The organism is Bacillus sp. HSf4 (assembly GCF_029537375.1).
GTDB lineage: Bacteria > Bacillota > Bacilli > Bacillales > Bacillaceae > Bacillus > Bacillus sonorensis_A.
This window is the reverse complement of the sequence record NZ_CP120679.1, coordinates 895915-916323: the sequence shown is the minus strand read 5'-3', so window position 1 is coordinate 916323 and position 20409 is coordinate 895915. Positions and strand designations below refer to the sequence as shown.

Annotated in this window: 23 protein-coding genes; 6 read left to right on the top strand and 17 right to left on the bottom strand. The window is 46.9% G+C overall.

Annotated elements, in window-relative coordinates; all coding sequences use genetic code 11:
* Positions 1-501, top strand: coding sequence for a carbonic anhydrase (locus tag P3X63_RS04560; RefSeq protein WP_026589554.1), 501 nt, complete (start codon positions 1-3; stop codon positions 499-501).
* Between the two features lie 44 nt (positions 502-545).
* On the opposite strand, the gene P3X63_RS04555 is transcribed toward P3X63_RS04560, so the two are convergent.
* The 9 genes from P3X63_RS04555 to P3X63_RS04515 form a co-directional block, all read right to left on the bottom strand.
* Positions 546-1388: a PRD domain-containing protein gene (locus P3X63_RS04555; protein WP_026589555.1), complete on the bottom strand. Its 843-nt coding sequence runs from the start codon at positions 1386-1388 to the stop codon at positions 546-548.
* 42 nt (positions 1389-1430) lie between these two features.
* Positions 1431-2810 (bottom strand): sucrose-specific PTS transporter subunit IIBC, encoded by a 1380-nt coding sequence (locus tag P3X63_RS04550; RefSeq protein WP_026589556.1) that lies wholly within the window; start codon positions 2808-2810, stop codon positions 1431-1433.
* A 340-nt stretch (positions 2811-3150) separates the two neighbouring features.
* Entirely contained in the window at positions 3151-3855 is a 705-nt protein-coding gene (locus tag P3X63_RS04545) for a YfjL-like protein (protein WP_277692519.1), read from the bottom strand.
* A gap of 57 nt (positions 3856-3912) precedes the next feature.
* Positions 3913-5118 carry an MFS transporter gene (locus P3X63_RS04540; RefSeq protein WP_277692518.1) on the bottom strand — a complete coding sequence of 402 codons (1206 nt, stop codon included), beginning with the start codon at positions 5116-5118 and terminating at the stop codon, positions 3913-3915.
* Between the two features lie 107 nt (positions 5119-5225).
* The gene (locus P3X63_RS04535) at positions 5226-5546 is read right to left on the bottom strand and encodes a YckD family protein (RefSeq protein ID WP_277692517.1); all 321 of its coding nucleotides are present in this window, start codon (positions 5544-5546) and stop codon (positions 5226-5228) included.
* Positions 5547-5672: 126 nt separating this feature from the next.
* Positions 5673-6893 carry a YfjL-like protein gene (locus tag P3X63_RS04530; RefSeq protein WP_277692516.1) on the bottom strand — a complete coding sequence of 407 codons (1221 nt, stop codon included), beginning with the start codon at positions 6891-6893 and terminating at the stop codon, positions 5673-5675.
* 108 nt (positions 6894-7001) lie between these two features.
* Positions 7002-7463 carry a DUF6884 domain-containing protein gene (locus P3X63_RS04525; protein WP_026589559.1) on the bottom strand — a complete coding sequence of 154 codons (462 nt, stop codon included), beginning with the start codon at positions 7461-7463 and terminating at the stop codon, positions 7002-7004.
* 167 nt (positions 7464-7630) lie between these two features.
* Positions 7631-9028: a 23S rRNA (uracil(1939)-C(5))-methyltransferase RlmD gene (gene rlmD / locus P3X63_RS04520; protein ID WP_277692515.1), complete on the bottom strand. Its 1398-nt coding sequence runs from the start codon at positions 9026-9028 to the stop codon at positions 7631-7633.
* 16 nt (positions 9029-9044) lie between these two features.
* Complete coding sequence (locus P3X63_RS04515) at positions 9045-9908, bottom strand: DNA-3-methyladenine glycosylase family protein (protein WP_277692514.1); 864 nt, start codon at positions 9906-9908, stop codon at positions 9045-9047.
* A 136-nt stretch (positions 9909-10044) separates the two neighbouring features.
* Here P3X63_RS04515 and corA point away from each other — a divergent pair, with 136 nt between their 5' ends.
* Genes corA through P3X63_RS04500 form a run of 3 tightly spaced genes read left to right on the top strand, consistent with a single transcriptional unit; the run spans position 10045 to position 11579 of the window.
* A complete protein-coding gene (corA, locus tag P3X63_RS04510) occupies positions 10045-11004 on the top strand; it encodes a magnesium/cobalt transporter CorA (protein ID WP_026589562.1) in 960 nt (319 codons plus the stop codon).
* Positions 11005-11061: 57 nt separating this feature from the next.
* Positions 11062-11226, top strand: a complete 165-nt coding sequence (locus tag P3X63_RS04505) for a hypothetical protein (RefSeq protein WP_277692513.1) — start codon at positions 11062-11064, stop codon at positions 11224-11226.
* Positions 11223-11579 carry a hypothetical protein gene (locus P3X63_RS04500; protein WP_277692512.1) on the top strand — a complete coding sequence of 119 codons (357 nt, stop codon included), beginning with the start codon at positions 11223-11225 and terminating at the stop codon, positions 11577-11579. Before P3X63_RS04505 ends, P3X63_RS04500 begins: the two co-directional genes overlap by 4 nt.
* A 105-nt stretch (positions 11580-11684) precedes the next feature.
* Here the strand turns inward: P3X63_RS04500 and P3X63_RS04495 are convergent, their stop codons facing one another.
* The 3 genes from P3X63_RS04495 to P3X63_RS04485 form a co-directional block, all read right to left on the bottom strand.
* Positions 11685-12788, bottom strand: a complete 1104-nt coding sequence (locus P3X63_RS04495) for a glycerol dehydrogenase (RefSeq protein ID WP_277692511.1) — start codon at positions 12786-12788, stop codon at positions 11685-11687.
* A 161-nt stretch (positions 12789-12949) separates the two neighbouring features.
* Complete coding sequence (gene pdaA, locus P3X63_RS04490) at positions 12950-13741, bottom strand: delta-lactam-biosynthetic de-N-acetylase (RefSeq protein WP_026589564.1); 792 nt, start codon at positions 13739-13741, stop codon at positions 12950-12952.
* Between the two features lie 104 nt (positions 13742-13845).
* On the bottom strand, positions 13846-14031 hold the full coding sequence (locus P3X63_RS04485; RefSeq protein WP_026589565.1) for an SE1561 family protein: 186 nt from the start codon (positions 14029-14031) through the stop codon (positions 13846-13848).
* A 145-nt stretch (positions 14032-14176) separates the two neighbouring features.
* On the opposite strand from P3X63_RS04485, the gene yfkAB reads away from it, so the two are divergent.
* A complete protein-coding gene (yfkAB, locus tag P3X63_RS04480; RefSeq protein ID WP_026589566.1) occupies positions 14177-15298 on the top strand; it encodes a radical SAM/CxCxxxxC motif protein YfkAB in 1122 nt (373 codons plus the stop codon).
* Positions 15299-15335: 37 nt separating this feature from the next.
* On the opposite strand, the gene P3X63_RS04475 is transcribed toward yfkAB, so the two are convergent.
* From P3X63_RS04475 to P3X63_RS04465, 3 genes are all read right to left on the bottom strand, one after another.
* Positions 15336-16127 (bottom strand): YfkD famly protein, encoded by a 792-nt coding sequence (locus tag P3X63_RS04475; RefSeq protein WP_026589567.1) that lies wholly within the window; start codon positions 16125-16127, stop codon positions 15336-15338.
* Between the two features lie 66 nt (positions 16128-16193).
* Positions 16194-17249: a calcium/proton exchanger gene (gene cax, locus P3X63_RS04470; RefSeq protein WP_077735306.1), complete on the bottom strand. Its 1056-nt coding sequence runs from the start codon at positions 17247-17249 to the stop codon at positions 16194-16196.
* 111 nt (positions 17250-17360) lie between these two features.
* Positions 17361-17741 (bottom strand): OsmC family protein, encoded by a 381-nt coding sequence (locus P3X63_RS04465; RefSeq protein ID WP_026589569.1) that lies wholly within the window; start codon positions 17739-17741, stop codon positions 17361-17363.
* 89 nt (positions 17742-17830) lie between these two features.
* On the opposite strand from P3X63_RS04465, the gene P3X63_RS04460 reads away from it, so the two are divergent.
* Complete coding sequence (locus P3X63_RS04460) at positions 17831-19018, top strand: MFS transporter (RefSeq protein ID WP_277692510.1); 1188 nt, start codon at positions 17831-17833, stop codon at positions 19016-19018.
* A 197-nt stretch (positions 19019-19215) separates the two neighbouring features.
* On the opposite strand, the gene P3X63_RS04455 is transcribed toward P3X63_RS04460, so the two are convergent.
* Both P3X63_RS04455 and P3X63_RS04450 read right to left on the bottom strand, forming a co-directional pair.
* A complete protein-coding gene (locus tag P3X63_RS04455) occupies positions 19216-20058 on the bottom strand; it encodes a YihY/virulence factor BrkB family protein (protein ID WP_026589571.1) in 843 nt (280 codons plus the stop codon).
* A gap of 5 nt (positions 20059-20063) precedes the next feature.
* The gene (locus tag P3X63_RS04450) at positions 20064-20402 is read right to left on the bottom strand and encodes a hypothetical protein (protein WP_026589572.1); all 339 of its coding nucleotides are present in this window, start codon (positions 20400-20402) and stop codon (positions 20064-20066) included.
* Positions 20403-20409: the final 7 nt, after the last annotated feature.

Genomic DNA, 20409 nt, shown 5'->3' with positions numbered 1-20409 from the left:
ATGGAAGGAACGAAAAATAAAAATGTGTTGTTGATTACCGGGATGGAGGATCAGCTTGAACAATCAATCTGCCATGCGGCATCTATTCAGCCGGAAAACACGGTTATTTTAAAAAGCGTATTCCCTCATATTTCACAGCCATACAGCGATTTAATGAGGGACATCATCACGCTTGTCATCCAGAACAAAACGGAGGAAATATTGATTGTCCGCTCCAAAAATGAAGATCCGGCTGATATCGATCTGGACAATTACATGCTTAACAACCCGCATGTAAGCGATAGATTAAAGACCATCGATTATCTTTTTCAGCATGGCAATCCAGAGTTTCCCTTCAGCAATCTGAATGAATGGCTGAACGGGGGAAAACCCGTTGATTTAGGGATAAAACAAAGTGTCGACATGATTCGGCAGCACCCATTCATCCCCTCACATGTCAAAGTCCGCGGCTTTTTAATAGATACGGAACATGAGGTATTAACAGAAATTAATGCTGAATAGAAAAATGGAGCCGAAGACTACTCGGCTCCATTTTTCATTCAATGTTAAACAAGCGCAGAGCGCTGATAAAATCTCTGGATATGCATGGTGATATAGCAAAGCTCTTTTTCCGGAAATTCAAACCCGTACTCATTCTTGACGAATTCTCCGATTTCCCGCGCACACAAATATGCTTCTTTAAACTTCTTTTTGATCAGGCTGATCATGTCTGCATCCAGTTCGTAAAACGATTCCCCCGTTTCGATATGCTGAATCGCAAAACGGAGATGGGTGACGAGCCGCTCATATGAAATGGTTTCATCTTTAATGGTGATGTTCAATTTGTTTTCGATGACCCTGATGATATCGCTGATCATCGTTGTCAAATCAAGCGTCTTTGTCATGTCACCGGCGTTTGTTTTGGCTGTGTGAATATGTAAGGCGATGTTTGCGACTTCATCTTCGGGGATCTCGATTTTCAACTTTTCTTTAATAAGGGCTTGTGCCCAGCGGCCGATTTGGAATTCTTTCGTGTAAAGGACTTTGACTTCATCAAGCAATGGATTTTTAATCACCATTCCCTTGCTCAAGCGTTCAATCGCAAATGAGAGGTGATCGGAAAAGGCGACATGAATCCGTTCATTGATTTTAATCCCCAGCTCTTTTTCCGCGTGAGAAATAATATCCTCTGCAACCTGGATGTGGTCTTCCGGCAGTGTTTTTAAGATTTTCTCAAATTGGCGGTATTCTGATGAGTCTTTCATGACAAATATTTTCTCGATTTTCGACCTGTCGACAACATCATTTTTCTTCTTCTGAAATGCGACCCCAGACCCTAATACAATTTTTTCTTCATCCTCATCTTTTACAACTAGCGCATTGTTATTTAAGATTTTCTTTATTTTCATAGCTGCCTTCCTTTCATCCTGTTTTGACGAATGAAAACGGAATTATTCTTTTTCTTCTTGGAACCCGAGACATAGAGCTGCAATGAACGCGGAAACCGCTGCAATCGCAAATCCGATTAAGTAATGAATCAGATTAGCCGGCCCGAGAGGAAGAACAATCGAAATCATCGGTATGCCGGAAAGTCCGTATGAATTTGCCGCTACATTCATGACGACGACATATGCGCCGCCAAGCGCGCCTCCGATCGATGCCCCGATAAACGGACGAATCAGTTTCAGATTCACACCAAACATGACGGGCTCGACAATTCCCAAAAAAGCAGTGAGTGATGCAGGGATGGCGATCTTTTTTACTTCCGCGTTTTTTGTCATAAGAAAAACGGCCAGACCCGCACCCCCTTGAGCGACATTGGCCATCGACCAAATCGGAAGCAAAAAGTTGACACCGTATTCGGGATCTGCGAGCAGGGACGCTTCAATCGCATAAAAGCCGTGATGGAGGCCGGTCAAAACAAGCAGTGAATAAAGCCCGCCAAATAAAAATCCGGAAGCCGCCCCTGCATTTTGATAAATAAACCCCAAACAATCGCTCATCAAGTGGCCGATGAAAAGAGAAGCCGGCCCCATGATAAACAGTGCGGCAAATCCGGAAGCCATCACCGTCAGAAATGGAATGGCGATCAAATCCAATGACCGGGGAACGATTCTTTGCAAAAACCGCTCAATTTTGCTCATGATATAGACAGACAAAAGAATCGGGATAACCGTCCCCTGATAGCCGATGAGAGGCACTTGAAATCCAAGGATCTCTGCAAAGGACGGTGTTTGGCTGCCAAGCATTTCCGGATCGAGCAAATCCGGGTGAGTCAGGATTCCGCCGATGACGGCCCCTAAAAACGGATTCGAGCCGAACCGTTTAGCCGCGCTGAACCCGAGCAGCACAGGCAGAATGACAAATGCAGCGCTTGAAAAAATATCGAGCATTTTCATGACGGGACCGTCATAGGCGGCCAGGCGGAATTCCTTTATGACACCGATAACCCCCATGAGCAACCCGCTTGCAACGATCGCCGGGATGATCGGAACAAAAATATCAGACAATGTTTTTGCAAATCTCGTCAATAGATTGATTCCAGACTGCGCTTCCGGCGTGTTCTCTTGATCCATAGGAGCGGGATCGCTGTACTGAGCCATTTCTCTATAAATTTTATTGACGATGCCCGCACCGAAAATAATCTGAAATAAACCATATCTAAAAAAAGTCCCCTGTACAGCCGCCATCCTTTCAATGGCCTCTATATCTATTTTTTCCTCATCTCTGACAGTGAAGCGCAGCCTTGTCGTGCAATGGCTGATGCTGATGATATTATCCGCGCCTCCAATGAGGGGCAACAGTTCTCTTGCAATCTCTTGATGCTGCACAACGGTGACCTCCTCTAATTTTTCTATCCTATCAAATCACTAAAAAACGATCAAAATGAAAATCGGACCATATTCTTAAAGAAAAATAGCTTGGTCATCTCTTTTGGCCTGCAACAACAAAAGACCTAAAATGTGCGAAAGGACATCAACCGATAGGCGCAAAAAAGCACACTAAAGGCGCGGTTCCATTTAGCACATTCTAGGTCTTGCCTGCTTCACCAGTAACAATCCCGACATTATTCGTTCTTAATATGATTCTATTCCCTTCACACCTTGACATCAATAGTACAAATCACCCATATGTTTTCAAGTAAAAAAGAGAAGGGATTCACTCCTTCTCTCATTTCTCATGATTTGCTAAAACTTGAACATCTTGAAGCGCTGTATCCTTACCGCTTTCAATCCGTACACTGTATTTGGCATATCCCGGCCGGCCTTCCCCGTCCAAGCCCATACCTGTTATATCCAGTTTGTCATATCGATAGCCCATTAAGCGTTCTCTGACGGCCTTCGCTTGTTGATAAAACTCTTCTTTGCCGCCCCGTCCGGAATTTAAAGTGACGGAGACCGCAACCGTATGCTCCTGTTTCATCGCCTTGTTCCATTTGCTGTTCTTTTTGAAAGGCTTGTTTCCGGAGAGGTCAACCTGAACGCGCATGACATTTTCCAATGCTTCATCAAGGTGTTTCTTCATTTCCTCGGCCGCTTCCCCGCTTATCCGGGCTGCCGTTTTTTGATGCTCAGCTTCGATGATGCCGTCTTCGGTGACTTCTGGATGGATAAGCCCTTTGACGGTGAAAATCAACTCATCCGTCCGTTTGTCTGTTGGATTTGATATATGAAAAACGTATTCTGCATATTTAAAATTGTAAAAGCTGTTTTTGATTTGCAAATGTCGCTCAGGATATGTTTCCTCTAAATATGAGAGCAGCTTTTTTTCAGCCAGCGCGCGGCTGAGCGGATTCCCGTTGAAACCGTTATAAATAGAGCCGCCGATGACGAGCAGCAAAAACAGGATACCGATCCAAATTGCTTTTTTTCTCATTTATATCAGCTCTTTCCAGACTCTCGTTTCCTTCCATTATGAAACAGAGCCCTCAACCTATGCAAGCTCTTTTTGCTTCGTCTCCGATCCCAAAAAGAAAATGGCGGCGACCGCAGCTAAAACCGCAATGCAGAAGATGAAGAAAATCATGGAAAGCGCTGTGCCTTGACTGACAAGATAACCGACAAGAAGCGGTCCCAAAATACCGCCGATCCTGCCGAATCCCGCTGCCATACCCGCACCGGTTCCCCTGATCGCTGTCGGATACTGTTCGGGTGTATAAGCATAAAGCGCTCCCCAGGCTCCGAGGTTGAAAAACGATAACAGCATCCCGGACGCCAAAAGAAGAGCCAGTGATTCGGCGTTTCCGAAAAAGTAGGCGCTGACAGCAGTGCCCAATAAATAGATCATCAGCACCATTTTCCGTCCGGCTTTTTCAATCAGCCAGGCCGCTGAAAAATAGCCGGGCAGCTGCGCCAACGTCATGATCAATACATATTCAAAGCTTTTAATCATGCTGAATCCCTTCATCACCATCACGCTCGGCAGCCATAAAAACATGCCGTAATAGGAAAAGACCACGCAAAACCAGACGATCCACAGCATGGCCGTAGGGCGGGCGTAGCGGCGGGACCATACGCTTTTCACATTTTCCAGCACAGTCGTTTTTTGTTGTTGGTCGAGATTTTCGTATTTTGGCGAATCCGGCAATGCCAGACGCAAATACAGCGCATAGAAAGCCGGAACGGCGGTGATGAGAAGGGCAACCTGCCAGCCGTAGGCCGGGATAATAAAATATGAAATAAGTGCTGCCGCCAGCCAGCCAAACGCCCAGAAGCTTTCCAATAAGACAACAATTCTTCCCCGCCGCTCAGGTGCGACCGTTTCCGAAACAAGCGTCGAAGCGACGGGAAGCTCTCCTCCCAATCCCATGCCGACAAAAAACCGCAAAATCAAAAATGCCGTTAATGTCGTTGTGAAAGCGGATAAACCGCTGCCGACCGAGAAAAACAGCAGCGTGATCATAAACACATGCTTCCTTCCGACGCGGTCAGCCAGCAGCCCAAACACAAAAGCCCCGACGGCCATCCCGATGGAATTGACACTGCCGATCCAGCTCATTTCCTCAGGCGACAAATTCCATTCCGCGTGCAAAGCCGCGATGATAAACGATAATATGCCGACGTCCATTGCATCAAACAGCCAGCCCAGACCGGCGATGCCAAGCAGCTTCCGCTCTGAGATCGGACGATTCTTCTTCATACTCACAACACCTCTTTATCTCTTAGCTGATTTACATGAGTATTAGTTTACACCTGTCTTTACACTTTTGTCACGAAGAAATTGGGCTGGCAGTGTAAGAAACGGGGTTAATAATGGATGCGATGATGAAACTTTTTTTGATGATGCCCCCATTTCGGCATGAATCCTTCTTTTTTCTCTTTTTCATACCGCTGTTCCATATGTTTTTTGATGTCGCTTCCTTTTTTTTCATCCATCATTCCATATTCCACATATCTGTCGATCAGCTGTTTTTTCTTTTCCATAATGTCTTTTTGCAAGGTTGACAGCTCATTCTTTTGCTCTTCCGTTAAATCTTGATACTCCTGCGTCTTCCCATGTACGGAAGGAATGCCCGCGGCAAAAGCCATTGGAACGATCAGCACAAGGCAAAGCGATAATTTTTTCATCACACAACATCCTTTCTTATGATAGATCAATTGCTATTTTTTTCTTATTTGTGTGATTTTATGCAAAAATAAACCGCTCTTTTTTTAAAAAAGGAACGGCAGGGTTTAGCAACCCCGCCGTCATTTTCATATCTCTTTTTCCACATCCTTCAGTTTGATCTCCGTGTCTTTTTCAAAAAATGCGCTATATTTTACATATCCGTCTTTGACGTTGTCTCCGTCAAATATGTTGGCATTGATATTGACCGTTTCATAGTCATATCCTTCTGTGTTTAACACGTGCTGGATCTTTTTGGCCGCGCTGAAGACGGATTGTTGATCGGCATTTTCGGCATCAAGTACAATATCAATTTGCATCGGCTGATCCAGCTTAATGTCTTTGCCCCATTTTGCATCTTCCGGCAGCCGGCCTTTTAAAACTTCGACGTAAACATCGACAGCCGCCACGTTTTTCACTTGTTTGGATAAAACAGTCTTGAGTTCGTTTGCGGCTTCTTCGCCGAGCCGCTCCATCAACGGTTTATTGAGATTCGCCTCGCGGATGCCGTGAAAGGTGATTTCAGGATGGAGCCAACCTGCTACTGTAAAGTCATAGGCGAAGGATTTTGTTTCATCACCTGCTTCAATGACATCAAACGAGTAGTCGGCGAACTTAAAGTTATAAAAGCCATCCCCTAACCGCAAGTTTTTCTCTGGGTAGCGGTCCGTCAAATAGCGCTCCAGCGATTTCTTAGCAAGCATTTCGCTAATCGGGTTTCCATTAAAAGCATTGTATATGGAAAGGATGCATACCGGCACCGCCAAGAGCAGTGCACCATGGCCGACTTTCTTTTTCAACACACCCCTGCTTTCATTCAGCTTTAAGCAGAGCCAGCCAAGCAAACAGCCGGCCATAGCGAATAAACCGTGAAACACAGCGAGCAGCACGGCTCCAAACACGGAGCTTGCGAATCCCTCATCCCAGCCTGTGATGGCATCGGCAAGCCCCCAAATCAACATCGGAACAAAGGAAAGAAGGAGAACGACTTTCACCTTCCGATAGAACAGATAAGCCAGGATGCCAAGCACTGTATACCATAAAATAAAGCCGAAGCTTCCGTTTAAAAGCGATGTTTTGATCGCGAGGAAAAGCGATATCGCAGTCAATATCAATTGATAAATGGAGAGCTTGCGATTCATGCGTTTATGTATTGTTTCAGGAGGTGTCTCACACACCATAAGCTTTCGATATTCTTCATTGTTTGCGGCCTGTTCTTCAAGCCATTCAGCCGTCTCTTTACTTAACTTCCCCTCATGATATAAAGGCAGCAAATCTGTGATAACAGAGCGGTTCTTATCCTCCATCATTCCCCTCCCAGGTTGAGCGCTCCCGCATGTAGCAGTTCACTGATTTTCCATTCATATATTAGTAGTGAAAACACAGAATTTGTTACAAAAAAAGAGACAAAATGAAAATCATTTTGTCTCCAGTTCACGGCCGCAAGCGACGGCTTTTTGCAGCGCCTGAAGCATATAGCCGATTCCCCGGTATCCACCGAGCGGATAGGTGATAAGCTGAGGATCGCCAAACACGCTTCTTAAAACCGGACGATATTTTTTCCCGCCGAGCATGACAACCTCGTCAAACCCAAGCAGTTTTTTCTCTGCGGCCTGTTTTTTAAGCGCCTCCGCTGTCATGATCTCAGGGTGACCCGTCCCAAAGGTGACATCATAGTTTTCAGGAACGATATCGCAAGCGCTCAGAAAGCCGTGTTTGGCTGAAAGGATCACCCAGTCGTCAAAAAAGTTCTGCGCATATGTACGACAGGCTTGGTGAAACGGACTCATATAAACATCCTTCGCGGGAGACGGCCCTCTTTCCGGATCGACATCCCAGATTTTTTTCGCGCCGCACGGGATGATGCAGAGTCTTTTCATGGGCGGTTCCTCCTTTGAGATTTTTTACGCCTTGATGATAGCGGGGATGATGCATTCCCTGAAGATGAGCTGGCCTTGAATGATAAAGACAGTGTTTAAAGCGGCCAATCAACGGCCGCTTTTTTGATAATGATTTCTCTTAGGGAAAAAACTCAATTTTCACAGGTTCAATGATTTTTTAAAACCAACTGTACAACGCACTCCACATGCGCCGTCTGCGGAAACATATCGACAGGCTGGATGTATTCGGCACGATAGTCCTTCGCCAAGTACTGCAAGTCTTTGGTAAGTGTCGACGGGTTGCAGGAGACATATACGAACCGCTTCGGCTTGACCTTTCGGATCGTGTCCAAGAACATGCGGTCACAGCCTGTTCGCGGCGGGTCGACGATGACGACGTCGGGGCGGAAGCCTTCGTTCGTCCATTTTGGCAGCCAATGTTCGGCCGTGCCTGTGACATATTGGGCATTTTTGATTCCGTGCTTTTTAGCGTTTTTGTTAGCGTCAGCGATCGATTCTTTGATCACGTCCATACCGCGGATTTCGCCTGCGCCGTCGGCGATCCACATGCCGATCGTGCCGACCCCGCAGTAGGCGTCAACGACTTTTTCGCGCCCTGTCAGCTTAGCCGCTTTTTTGACTTCGTCATAGAGCTTGACCGTCTGGATCGGATTGAGCTGAAAAAAAGCCCGGGAACTCAGCTCAAATGAGACGTCGCCGAGAAATTCCTGGATGACCATGTTTCCCGCTAACAGCCTTGTATCTTCGCCGAAAATGACGGATGTTTTCGCTTTGTTGACGTTTTGGATGACCGATGTTACTTCTGGCAGGCGTTTTTTGATTTCTTCTGCGATCAGCTCCTTGCGGGGGAGTTCGTTTTTTGCCGTGACAAGCACGACCTGCACTTCGCCCGTTTCAAAGCCGACTCTTGTGACGATCGTGCGGACATCGCCGGTCCGCTTCCGTTCGTCATAGACGGTAATCCCGAAGTCTTCGAGAATCTGTTTAACGGTCTGCGTCGTTTTGTTCGTCGCCGGGTGCTGGACGATGCATTCCGTGATCGGAACGAGCCGGTGGGAATCAAGTCCGTACAAGCCGGCCACCATTTTCCCGTTTTTTGTGCGTCCGAGCTGGAATGAGCTTTTATTCCGGTAATGCCACGGATTTTCCATTCCGATTGTCGGCCGGATATCCATTTTGCCGATATCGAAACGGGTGTGGCGTTCAAGCGATTGAATGACGATATCGCGCTTTTCTTTCAGCTGCTGGTCGTAAGCCAAATGCTGCAGCTGGCAGCCGCCGCACTGTTCATAGATGATGCAGGGCGGTTTTACGCGGTGCTCGGAGCGTTTGCGAACCTTTTTGACCCGCCCTTCGGAAAACTTCGGATGCACCTTTGTCGCCTCGACGACGACTTCCTCTCCGGGCAGGGCCCCGGGAACAAACACGACCTTTTTCTTAAAATAGCCGACGCCTTCGCCATTGATGCCGAGGCGTTTGATCGTCAGCGGAAATTGCTGCCCCACTTTTAATTCTGCTGATGATCGTTTTCTTTCCTGTTTCAATCACGTTCTCTCCATTCTATTCAATGCTTCTCCATAAATATAAGGAAGCATAGCTTAAATAAGGCTCCCACGCCTTGCTCATATCAAGCATTTCTTCTTTTGCCGGTTTATCTTTCAAGCCAAAATGGCGTTTGATGGCATTTTGCAGGCCGATATCGGCGATCGGAAAAAGGTTGGGACAGCCGAGCCCGAACAGCAGAACATTTTGCACTGTCCACGGTCCGATGCCTCTGATTTTCACCAGCTTTTTCATGACATCTTCATCTGATAATAGTGTAAGTTCATCAAGGTTTAAGTCTCCACCGGCAATCATTCTTGATGTATCGATCACATATTCGGACTTCCTCATGCTGAACTGGAGCTCGCGCAAATCGCTGTAGTCAAGCTGTGCAATCGTTTCGGGAAGCGGATAAAACCAGACGCCGTCTATTTGTTCGCCGAATGTGTGCACGAATCGCTCGGTCAGCGTATATGCGAACGAGAGATTGAGCTGCTGGTGGATGATGCACTTCATCAGGCAATGATACAAATGAAAATCAAGCACTAAAGGCGTCCCCGCGTGCTCTTCAAACAGCTTTGACAAGCTCGTATTTGAAAAATGATCAAGCACCGGCTGGAGGCTTTCTTCCCACCTGAAGATCCGTTTGACTTCTTTCATCATGCCGGCTTGATCTTCTGTTCCGCTGACGATAAATTCCGGAGCTTCCGCAGTGCCTGTTGCCTGAACCGTGACGACGGACGGCTTTTTTTCGCGGCTGCGAAGCGGGAGCCTGACTTCCCTTTTCTCAAGGTCGACGGCGTTGAGCGGATCAAGCGATAGCCTGTCCAACACCCGGTCAAAATGATATGGCGGTGATATGCTTACTTTTTCCTTCCACATGGCTTCCCATCCCTTTTCTTCTTTGTCCACAGTATACCATGTTTGCTTTTTTAGTGAAAAAAGAGCGAAAATGAGTAAAAAGCCGAATGATTCAAGTTCCAAGGCAGCATGCTATGATGAAGGTGGAGGGTTGCCAATGCTCAAAACTATGGCGGTTACAAAAGACGGAAAGCTTTTATCGGATGTCCCGGCAGAACGGCTGAAAGATCAGGATATCGAATGGTATTGGACCGATTTTGACCGGCCGACAGACGAAGAAGCAACTCTACTGCAAAATCATTTTCACTTTCACCCTTTGTCAATCGAGGACTGCTTCCATTATTTGCAGCGTCCTAAGCTTGATCAATATGAACAATACGTGTTTTACGTCATACATGCCTTAAACCAAAAGACATTGGCGTCTGAAGAAGTGGATTTATTCGCCGGAAAAGACTTTATCGTCACATTTCATCTCCATCAATCGGACGGCATTGAAAAAGTGCGAAAACGGTTTTTAGAAAACAAGGACATGTGGAAGAAAGGGCCGAACCATATCGCTTATATGGTCATGGACCAGCTTGTTGATGAATACTTTCCGATCCTTTATCAAATTGAAGACAGGCTCAATGAAATCGCTGAAAGCGACAGCAGGAAAACGTTTGGCACACTGATGAATGAAGTGTTTGATATCAGGGGGGATCTGTTGAAGCTCAGAAGAACGATCATCCCGATGCGCGATTTGCTCTACCGAATTTTAAACATCGAACATACAAAGGAAAACCGCGAAAGAAAAGCTTATTACAACGATATTTATGACCACCTGCTGAAGCTGACTGAAATTGTGGAAAACAACCGGGACATGACCGCTGATTTAAGGGACAGCTACCAGACGCTGAACTCCAATCGAATGAACGCCATCATGATGACGCTGACGATCGTCTCCACGATTTTCATCCCGCTGACCTTCATTGTCGGCGTATACGGCATGAATTTTGACAACATGCCTGAACTTCATTGGCGCTACGGCTATTTTTTCGTCCTCGGAATGATGGCTGCCGTTGTCATCGGAATGATCATCTGGTTCCGTCATAAAGGATGGTTTGACATTTTCAAGTAAACAAGGAAACATTTTGTGATTCCCTTCGACTATTTCTATAGATAAGGAGGGAATCATATGAAGCTGCACAAAGGCTCGGCCGGCATCTGCCTGATGGTTTTCGGTTTGCTGCTTTGTGCCAAAACCCATCGGCAGGTGAAGCGGTTTTACGTTTTTGGGGCGGCCCCGTCCAAAGTTCGGCCGGACTGCATTACGTTTCTTTGGCCGGGCTTTTGCTCATGATCACAGGATTTGCGCTGACCTCGCTCTATTACAGAGAGGTGGCTTGGATTCGCTTGAAGCTATTCCTGCTCATTATCGGATTTACAGCGGTCTACCCGCTTTTAACAGAGCAATTGATGTTCTTGCTGAAATGGAACGCGTCAGGAAGAGACACGGTGGAATATATTCAACAAGCAAGTTCATGTGAATATGATGGAGATGAAGAAGGCGGAAACATGGACTGCACGGTCAAGCTGAACAATGATGGAAAAGAGACTGAGCTTGTCATGCTCACGCCTCGAATTGTCGATGGATTTGCCTTTAAAGCGGAAACAGTCGACTTCGCAAAAGACATACAGCATCGGGTTTATTAGAAGAACCCGGCATAAGGGTTAAGGTCTGCAAATAGACCGAGAAGGAAATCATCACCGATTCAAATAAAAAAGCCGCATCCATGGAGGAAGCGGCTTTTTTCATGATCAATCATGATAAGATTCTGCAATCGCATTGGCGGCAATAATGGCGCTGTATACGTCGTCAGGTGTGACAGGGAATGGCATGTTGCCCATTGTGTCTCCTTCCGCACAGGCGCTTTGAGCGACTTGACGCCATTCTTCCTCGACAAATTCGTCGACACCCAAATCTTTCAGTGTTAACGGGAGGCCGACGCCTTTGATGAAGTTGATGACGGTTTCAAGCTCTTCGGCCGGGGCGTTTTCAAGGACGAGCTGTGCCAGAAGGCCGAACGTCACTTTTTCCCCGTGCTGGGCGTTATGAAGAGCGGGAACTGCCGTCATGCCGTTGTGGATCGCATGGGCTGCGGCGAGCCCGCCCGATTCGGCGCCGACTCCGCTTAAATAAATCGTCGCTTCGATCGTGTCTTCAACGGCTCGGGTTGAGACATTGCGCTGAACGGCCTGCATCGCTTTCACGCCGTTTTCCAGGAGCGTGTCATAGCAGAGGCGCGCAAGGCCCAAGCCTGTTGTTGAAGGCTTCATCAGCACGAGGTTATCACCGTTTGCACGATAGCATGCCCGCGCTTCAAAATACGTCGCCAACGCGTCGCCGATACCGGCTGCGAAAAAGCGCGCCGGCGCACCTGATAGAATTTCTGAATCCGCCAGAACGACATCCGGGTTCGTCGGCAAAAACAGATAGCGGTCAAACGACCCGTCGTGTTTATAAATCACGGCAAGCGCCGTACATGGAGCATCTGTGGAAGCGATCGTCGGGAAAATCACAACAGGCAGCTTTTCATAATAAGCGGTCGCTTTCGCGGTATCAAGCGTTTTTCCGCCGCCGATGCCAACGATGATATTGGCGCCTGCCTCGAGCGCCAGCCCGCGGTTACGGTCGATTTCTTCCTGTGTGCATTCATAATTGAACTTTTCAAAAACGGCTTGATTACCGGCTTTTTGAATCGAATCTCCGGCTTCTTTCTGAGCCCGCTCTAAAATAAATTCGTCGCAAATGATGTAAGCCTTGTCGCCAAAATCTTTAATGTAGTCGTTTAAATGTTCTAGCAATCGTTTTCCTGCTATAAATTTTTTGGGTGATGTGACTGACTTTACTGTATTTGACATGGTTTACTCCCCCTTCATTTCTATCATATACCTATTACGTCTGCAAATCTAGTAATATATGTATATAAAATGGTTTTTTATTCTATGGAATTGACTAGGGGAAATATAAAAGATGAAATAAACAAAAAACCCCCTCAGGTAATTTCAGGAGGTTTTTCCTTTTAAAGGGTCTTTAGCATCATATATTTTTCAAACATCAAATCATCAAGGCTTTTAAATGTGTACCCTTCTTTTTTTAAGTCTGTGATGGCTTGATCAAGCGCTTCCGCATTGTCTTTTGATACCGTATGAAGCAGATAGATGGCACCGGGATGAGCCTGCTTCATCATATTGTCGTAAGCGTATTTCCACCCTCTTTGCGCGTCGATTTTCCAATCGACAAAAGCAACTGACCAAAAAACGGTTTGATAGCCGAGTTTTTTTGTTTCTTTAAGCACACGCTCGCTGAAGACACCGCGCGGCGGCCGCAGGTAGAGATTGTCCTTTTTGCCGGTGATCTTCTCCACTTCTTCTGTGACGGATTCCAATTCTTCCTGAATGACGCGGCTTGTTTTTGTCGTTAAATCAGGGTGGTGATATGAATGGTTGCCGATAATATGGCCCTCTTCAGCCATGCGTTTAATCAGCTCCGGTTTGTCTTTGACAAAATGCCCCGTTACAAAAAAGGCCGCTTTGACGTTTTGTTTTTTCAAGACATCAAGCACCTTGGGCGTGTAGCCGTTTTCATAGCCGTTGTCAAAGGTTAAGTAGATCGTTTTTTCTTTTGTGTTGCCCAAATAAAAAGCATCATACTGCTTTAACAGGCTGTTCAGCTCTTTTCCCGCATCTGCCGGCTGATGGTTTTTGCTTTTGGAAAAACCCCAATGAATCGCCTTGTTGGATATCGCCTCGGCATCGGCCGCAAAGGTCAGCATCAGCAGGAATCCGCAGCATGCTGCACAGATTCGTTTCATGATTTTCGCTCCCAACCTCATTTTTTCTTATTGTGCAAAACCGGTCATCTTTTCATACCAAGCAACACTTGGAAAACAAAAAAACCGCGGCGGGATGCGCGGTTTTATTTCCAGTCTTTTTTAAAGCGTTCATATTTGGCTTCCAAATCGTCAAGCATACTGATCAGTCTGTCAATATCTTCAATGTCCGTCGATTCAGGGTCTAACGAATCGATGACAGACATAAACATATCCAATCTGTTTTTCAAATAATTGACTTGCTGTTCTTTGTCATGTACTGCGTTACCCATGCTTCTCCTCCTTTTGTTCCTTTATGGTAGCCTATAAACAGCCTTTTTTCAATGATCCGTCACTTGCAGAGCTTGAAGATGAGGTCTAAAATGAATAGTTGGGCTATAATTAGTATGTCCTATCAATAAAGGAGTTAGATATGCGATGACAGAAAAAACGCAGGTTCGTCCGATTACCCCGGAATATGATCCGTGGGAAGCATATATGGACGTTGACCAATATGGAGATATACAGCTGACAAATGTTGAATTTACAACGACGACTCTTTGCAATATGCGCTGTGAGCACTGTGCCGTCGGATATACGCTCAGGCCGAAGGATCCGAATGCACTGCCGCTCAGCCTTCTTCTCAAGCGGCTCGATGAGATTCCGCGGCTCCGTTCATTAAGCATTACCGGCGGCGAGCCGATGCTTTCATTAAAATCGGTCAAGGAATATGTTGTTCCTTTATTAAAATATGCGCACGAGCGCGGCGTACGGACGCAGATCAATTCAAACCTGACGCTCGATATCGGCCGCTATGAGCTGATCATCCCTTACTTGGATGTGCTTCACATCTCACACAACTGGGGAACCGTCGAAGACTTTGCCGAAATCGGCTTTGCGATGATGGATAAAAAGCCGACGTTTGCCCAGCGAGCCCGCTATTTTGAGAAAATGATCGAAAACAGCCGGATTCTTGTTGACGAAGGGGTGATGGTCTCCGCTGAGACGATGCTCAATAAGCGAACACTGCCTCATATTGAACATATCCACCGTCAAATCGTCGACGAAATGAAATGTCAGCGGCATGAGGTGCATCCGATGTACCCGAGCGATTTTGCAAGTGCCCTTGAATCCTTGAGCTTGAAGGAGATGAGAAAAGCGATCCATCACCTTCTCGACATCCGCGATGAGCAGACGTGGATGCTGTTCGGCACTTTGCCATTTTACGCCTGCAGTCCTGATCCGGAAGATCAGCTTCTTTTAAAAAGGCTGCGCGATGCGAAAAACGTCACGGTCAGAAACGACCCTGACGGCAGATCACGCCTGAATGTCAATATTTTTGACGGCGATATCATCGTGACCGATTTCGGCGACACTCCGCCGCTCGGCAACATTCAAACAGACAGTCTGCAAAGCGCCTATGCGAAGTGGAGAAATACAGAGCTGGCCCAAGAGCTGAACTGCCATTGTCCGAATGTCAAATGCCTCGGCCCTAATGTGCTCGTCAAAAACAGCTATTATCAAGATGTTGATTTTTCTTCCCGGAAAGCGAGAGTATAAAGAAAAAGCAAGCCGGTTCATCAGGCTTGCTTTTTCTTTATCTCGGCTGGTGGCTCAGCTGAAAACCGAATGTCAGGTGATCCTGTACAGGAATCCACGCTCCGATCCCTTGAGATGTGATGTTTTTGACGACAAGCTTTCTTTTATTGCCTTTTAAAACGAGATAGACCTCGCCATATGTGACCTTTCCTTTTTCATTCACTGCCGGTGCATACGCGTTTAGAAGGCCGAGTTTTTTCGGCGGCACCTTGTAGACCTGATCGCGCTTTGTACCGGCTCCGACCACCGTTTCAAAAGCGAGCGGCAGCTTCGTTTTTTCCATGGCTTTGAGCATCATCATGTTTTTGACATCTTCTGCTTTCGGCACTTTTGCCGTTAAGCCGCCTTTGATTTTGCTTGTCTGTTCTTGTGCATAAGTGATTTCGGCCGGCGCTTTTCCGCCTCTGTTGTCAAAGCGGTTTGTGTTAATTTTGCGGTATTCCCAATTCGCAACGGTTTCATTCGATGTATATCCCAGCGCCCATTTTCCCAAATAGATCGTCGCTCTGTACCCGATCGCCAGCGGTGTACCGGATATGCTTGACTCATTCAGCATCTTAATCAGATGAGGGTTCTCAATCGCGATATCGGTTGTTTTCAGCAGCTCTTCGGCTAGCTCGCTCGGCTGCAGCCGCGGCTGGTCCTGTGAAGCGTTCGGGTATGTGTTCTCTTTGGAAATGTTTGTGACAGAGCTTGGAATTTTGATCGGCTTGGCTGCATCAGCTTCCTGTACAGCGAAAAAACTAAAGGATAAAAACGCAGTCAGCGCAAAATACAAAAGCTTTTTCATACTATCACTCTTTCTGTTTCTTTTCCCTTATTGTTTTCCGGATAGGACGCCTTTATCCCAATTTTTTTAAAGAAGAAAAAACCCGATCCCCATGATGATATAGGCCGCCAGCAATGTCGCTCCTTCAAACCAGTTGGTATCCCCGTCATTGGAAATCACAACCATTAACAGAACGGCAGACGCCATCGCGACGAGTTCAGGCAAAGTAAAGACAAGCGGCATGCTCGTTTCAAAAAACAAAGAAGCGATCACGAGCACTGGTGCGACAAACATCGCAATTTGCAGCGTTGACCCGATCGCGATTTCGACCGCGACATCCATTTTGTTTTTATAAGCCATAATGACGGCGGAAGCGTGTTCCGCTGCATTGCCGACAATCGCAACGATGATGACACCGATAAACAGCTCGGTCCAGCCAAATTGTTCAGCCACCGTATGAAAGGTGTGGACGAGATTTTCGGAAATGTAGGCGACGGCAATTGTGGCCAAAAGCAAAATCAATGTCGCGCGCTTTCCATTCCATTCCGGGTCTTCGTGCTCTTCTTGAGCCTCGGTTGCGTTCGTCTGGTAGACGCCGCGATGGCTGACAAGCTTGAAATAAAGCGCCGCTACATAAAGCAGAATCATAATGACGCTGATACCGACGCTCATCGACAGCTTCCGCGGCTCCGTCATGTCCGCCGCGAACACTTCAGGGATGACGAAGGCGACGATGATCGCAAACATCAACAGTCCCGAATTATGTCTGGCATCATACACGTTAAATTCCTGGCGTTTATATTTCAAACCGCCGATGAAAAACGACAGGCCGGCGACAAGCAGCAGGTTGCCCAGAACAGAACCTGTCAAAGATGCAAGCACAATGCCGACCAGCCCTTCCCTTAAAGCAAAAATCGAAATGATCAGTTCAACGGCATTGCCGAATGTGGCATTGAGCAGTCCGCCGATTCTGGGGCCGGCAATAATCGCAAGGCTCTCGGTCGCCCTGCCCATATAGCTTGCCAGCGCGATGATGGTCAGACAATAAATGATAAACAGCAAAGTTGACGGCCAATGCAACAGGCTCCCCGCAATGGAAAGGGGAACACCGGCAGCCATCATCAAAAAGAAGATACGGCCCATTTTCAATTCCTCTTTTCTTTACTTTTTTCGTTGTAGGTTATTGTTGTACGAACCTTTCGGATTATATGCAGACATACTTATTGATTCCGCATTGCAGAGTGCTCTAAACATTCACTCAATCTCAAACGTTTCCTTGATGTCGATACAGTTTTCAACAGACCTGGCCATCGAACAGTTTTTCAAGGCGATCCTGAGCGCTTTTTTCATGTGCTCAGCCTTCAGATTTTTCCCTTTTACAATAAAGTGAAGATGAATGCTTTTGATGCGGCCCGCTTCTTCGGGAACCCGCTCTTCCTTTGTCTGGATGGTCATCTCCTCAAGCTGTATCCGTTTCTTTTCCAAAATGTTCTGAAGAACGGTTCCGCTGCATGCGGCGATGGAAGCCAGCATAAGCTGATAGGGTCTGAAGCCTGCTTCTTCATTGCTTGATATATCGAGGCCGCCAAATGCCAAGTCCGCGTGAAAACCGTTTTGATTCCATTTGATGTTCATGTTTTCCACCTCTTGTTAAAAACCATCTTGCCTAAAAACTTCCTAAAGTTTACGATCAAAGGAGGATGAAGGAATAAGGAGAATAGGCGATGAGACGATTTCATTTTTTTATACTCGTATTGATAGTCAGTATATCAGGTTTTTCCCAGGGGATGCTTTTGCCGGTTATCTCTGTCATTTTCGAGCAGGAGGGCCATTCGGCGGCAATGAACGGCCTGCATGCGACAGGGCTTTATATCGGCGTTTTGCTCGCTTCCCCGTTCATGGAGGCGCCGCTTCGGAAGCTCGGCTTTAAACCGCTGATCATGATCGGCGGTTTAACGGTTGTCGCCAGTCTCTTCAGCTTTGTTTTTTTTCAGTCTTATATCGTGTGGTTTTTTTTAAGGCTCTTGATCGGCATCGGCGATCATATGCTTCACTTTTCAACACAGACATGGGTGACCACATTATCTTCCGGGCAAAACCGCGGACGGAACATTTCGCTGTACGGGCTTTCGTTTGGATTGGGGTTTGCCGCCGGACCTTTTTTAACGCCGCTTGTTGAGATTTCGCCGTCACTTCCGTTTATCATCTCCGCCTCTTTCAGCCTTTTGGCTTGGATGTTTGTTTTTTGCCTCAGCAATGAATTCCCTGAAAAAAGCGCTTCTGACACGCGTTCCGATAATAGTCTGAAGCGTTTTCTCCAAGCATTTTTGCTGGGCTGGGTCGCCTTTTTGCCGACGTTCGGCTACGGTTTTTTGGAAACGGCGCTGAACGGGAATTTTCCGGTCTATGCGCTCAGATCGGGGATTACGGTTGAAGGCGTCTCACTGATTTTGCCAGCTTTTGCGATCGGCAGCATCATCTTTCAGTATCCGCTTGGGATTTTGAGTGATACATACGGCAGAAGAAACGTTCTTCTCGTCATTTTGGCTGTCGGGGCAAGCTGTTTTTTCGCGTCCGGTTTTTCTGATTCCGTGCTCTTTTTGTCCATCTGTTTTTTTGTGGCGGGAATGGCTGTGGGGTCGACATTTTCTCTCGGCATCAGCTTCATGGCCGATTTGCTGCCTAAGCACCTTCTTCCCGCCGGTAACTTGATGTGCGGGATGACCTTCAGCTTCGGCAGCATTTTCGGTCCTGTCGCGGGCGGCTGGTATATGCAGACCTTTGAAAACGGAAACCTGTTTTTTTTGATCACCATTGTCATGATCTGTATATGGACCGGAGTGCTGTTAGGCAAACCGAAAACCGCGAAAAACTTCGCCGGCCAGTCGGAAGCGGACGCTCACAGGATGTGACGGCTTTGCCTGCGCCCAAAAAATGAGCCGTCTCAAAGAGACGGCCCTTTTTGATGAAGCGCCTTAATGATATCCGTTTTGCCCGTTGGCGCTTCCGCTCGTTTTATGCTTCGAGCTTTGCTTTGAATTTTGTTTATTATGGCTTCCGCCTTTTTTCGTATGCTTTGTCATGATCATCCCTCCGCTCCTTGAACGATTCACTCGTTCTTTTTTAGATTGCTCAATTCTCGCGGATTTTCATCAGGAATGATTTTACGTTTATGTAAAAGGGCGTTGATTTCCCCTCCTACTATAATCATCATACCGCTTAAGTAGAACCAGATCATTAAAGCGATGATGCCGCCGAGGCTCCCGTATGTGGCACTGTAGTTGGCGAATTCGTTGACATAGTAAGAAAACACGACACTGACGAGAATCCAGCCGACGGTTGCCGCCGCGGCCCCGGGAAACACATATTTGAACGAAAGCCGTTTATTCGGGGCAAAATAGTATAAAGCCGTAAAGACAATCAGCAATATCAGCGGACTGATCCCCCAGCGAAGCGCCGACCAGGCTGTCAAAAACATCTCAGGCGTTCCGTCGAGATTGGCGATAAAATGGCCGATCGCCCTGCCGAATACCGGAAGAAGCAGCGCGATTAAAATCGTGAAGACCATCGCGGCGGTCAGAAGAATAGACGTCAGCCGGACCATAATAAATGAGCGGTTTTCCTCGACTTCATATGCATGGTTGAAGGCCCTGACAATCGCGTTCAATCCGTTTGATGCAGACCAGAGCGCGGCGATGATCCCGAAAGAAAGCAGCCCCCTGTTGCCTGTATGTAACGTTTCTTTGATGACAGACATCGTATTCTCAGGTGCATACTGCTCGATCAGCCCGATGACATCCCCCGTTTTGATTGGCAGATAGCCGATCAATGTCAATAAAAAAATCATAAACGGGAACAGGGACAGGAGAAAAAAGTAGGCAAGTTCCGCCGATTTGCTCGGCCCTTCATGGAGATAGTAGCGCCACACAAGCTCTTTTAAAAAGCCGAACATTTTTCTCACTCCAGACGATTGGTGGACCCTGCCGAGAAGTGGTCCTTTGTTTCCTCGATCAGTTCCATCACTTTCGGGGTCGTTTCCTTCAATTCTTTAATCTGTTTATTCAAAAAGGTCAAATCGTCCGAAATAGACGCCGTCAGCCTTTTCGTCTTTTCGATTTTCTCTTTTACACATTCGGTCAGCATACCGGGATTCTCGCGGTAAAGACTGATTTTGTTTTGGCATGCCGAGAGTTTCTCACAGCATGCTTTTCTCGTCGGTTTGTGCAGCAAAGACAAGACAGCCCCGACCGATGCGCCGAGGAGGATGTTTCTGATGAAAACGCGTTCGCCTTTCATAAAAATC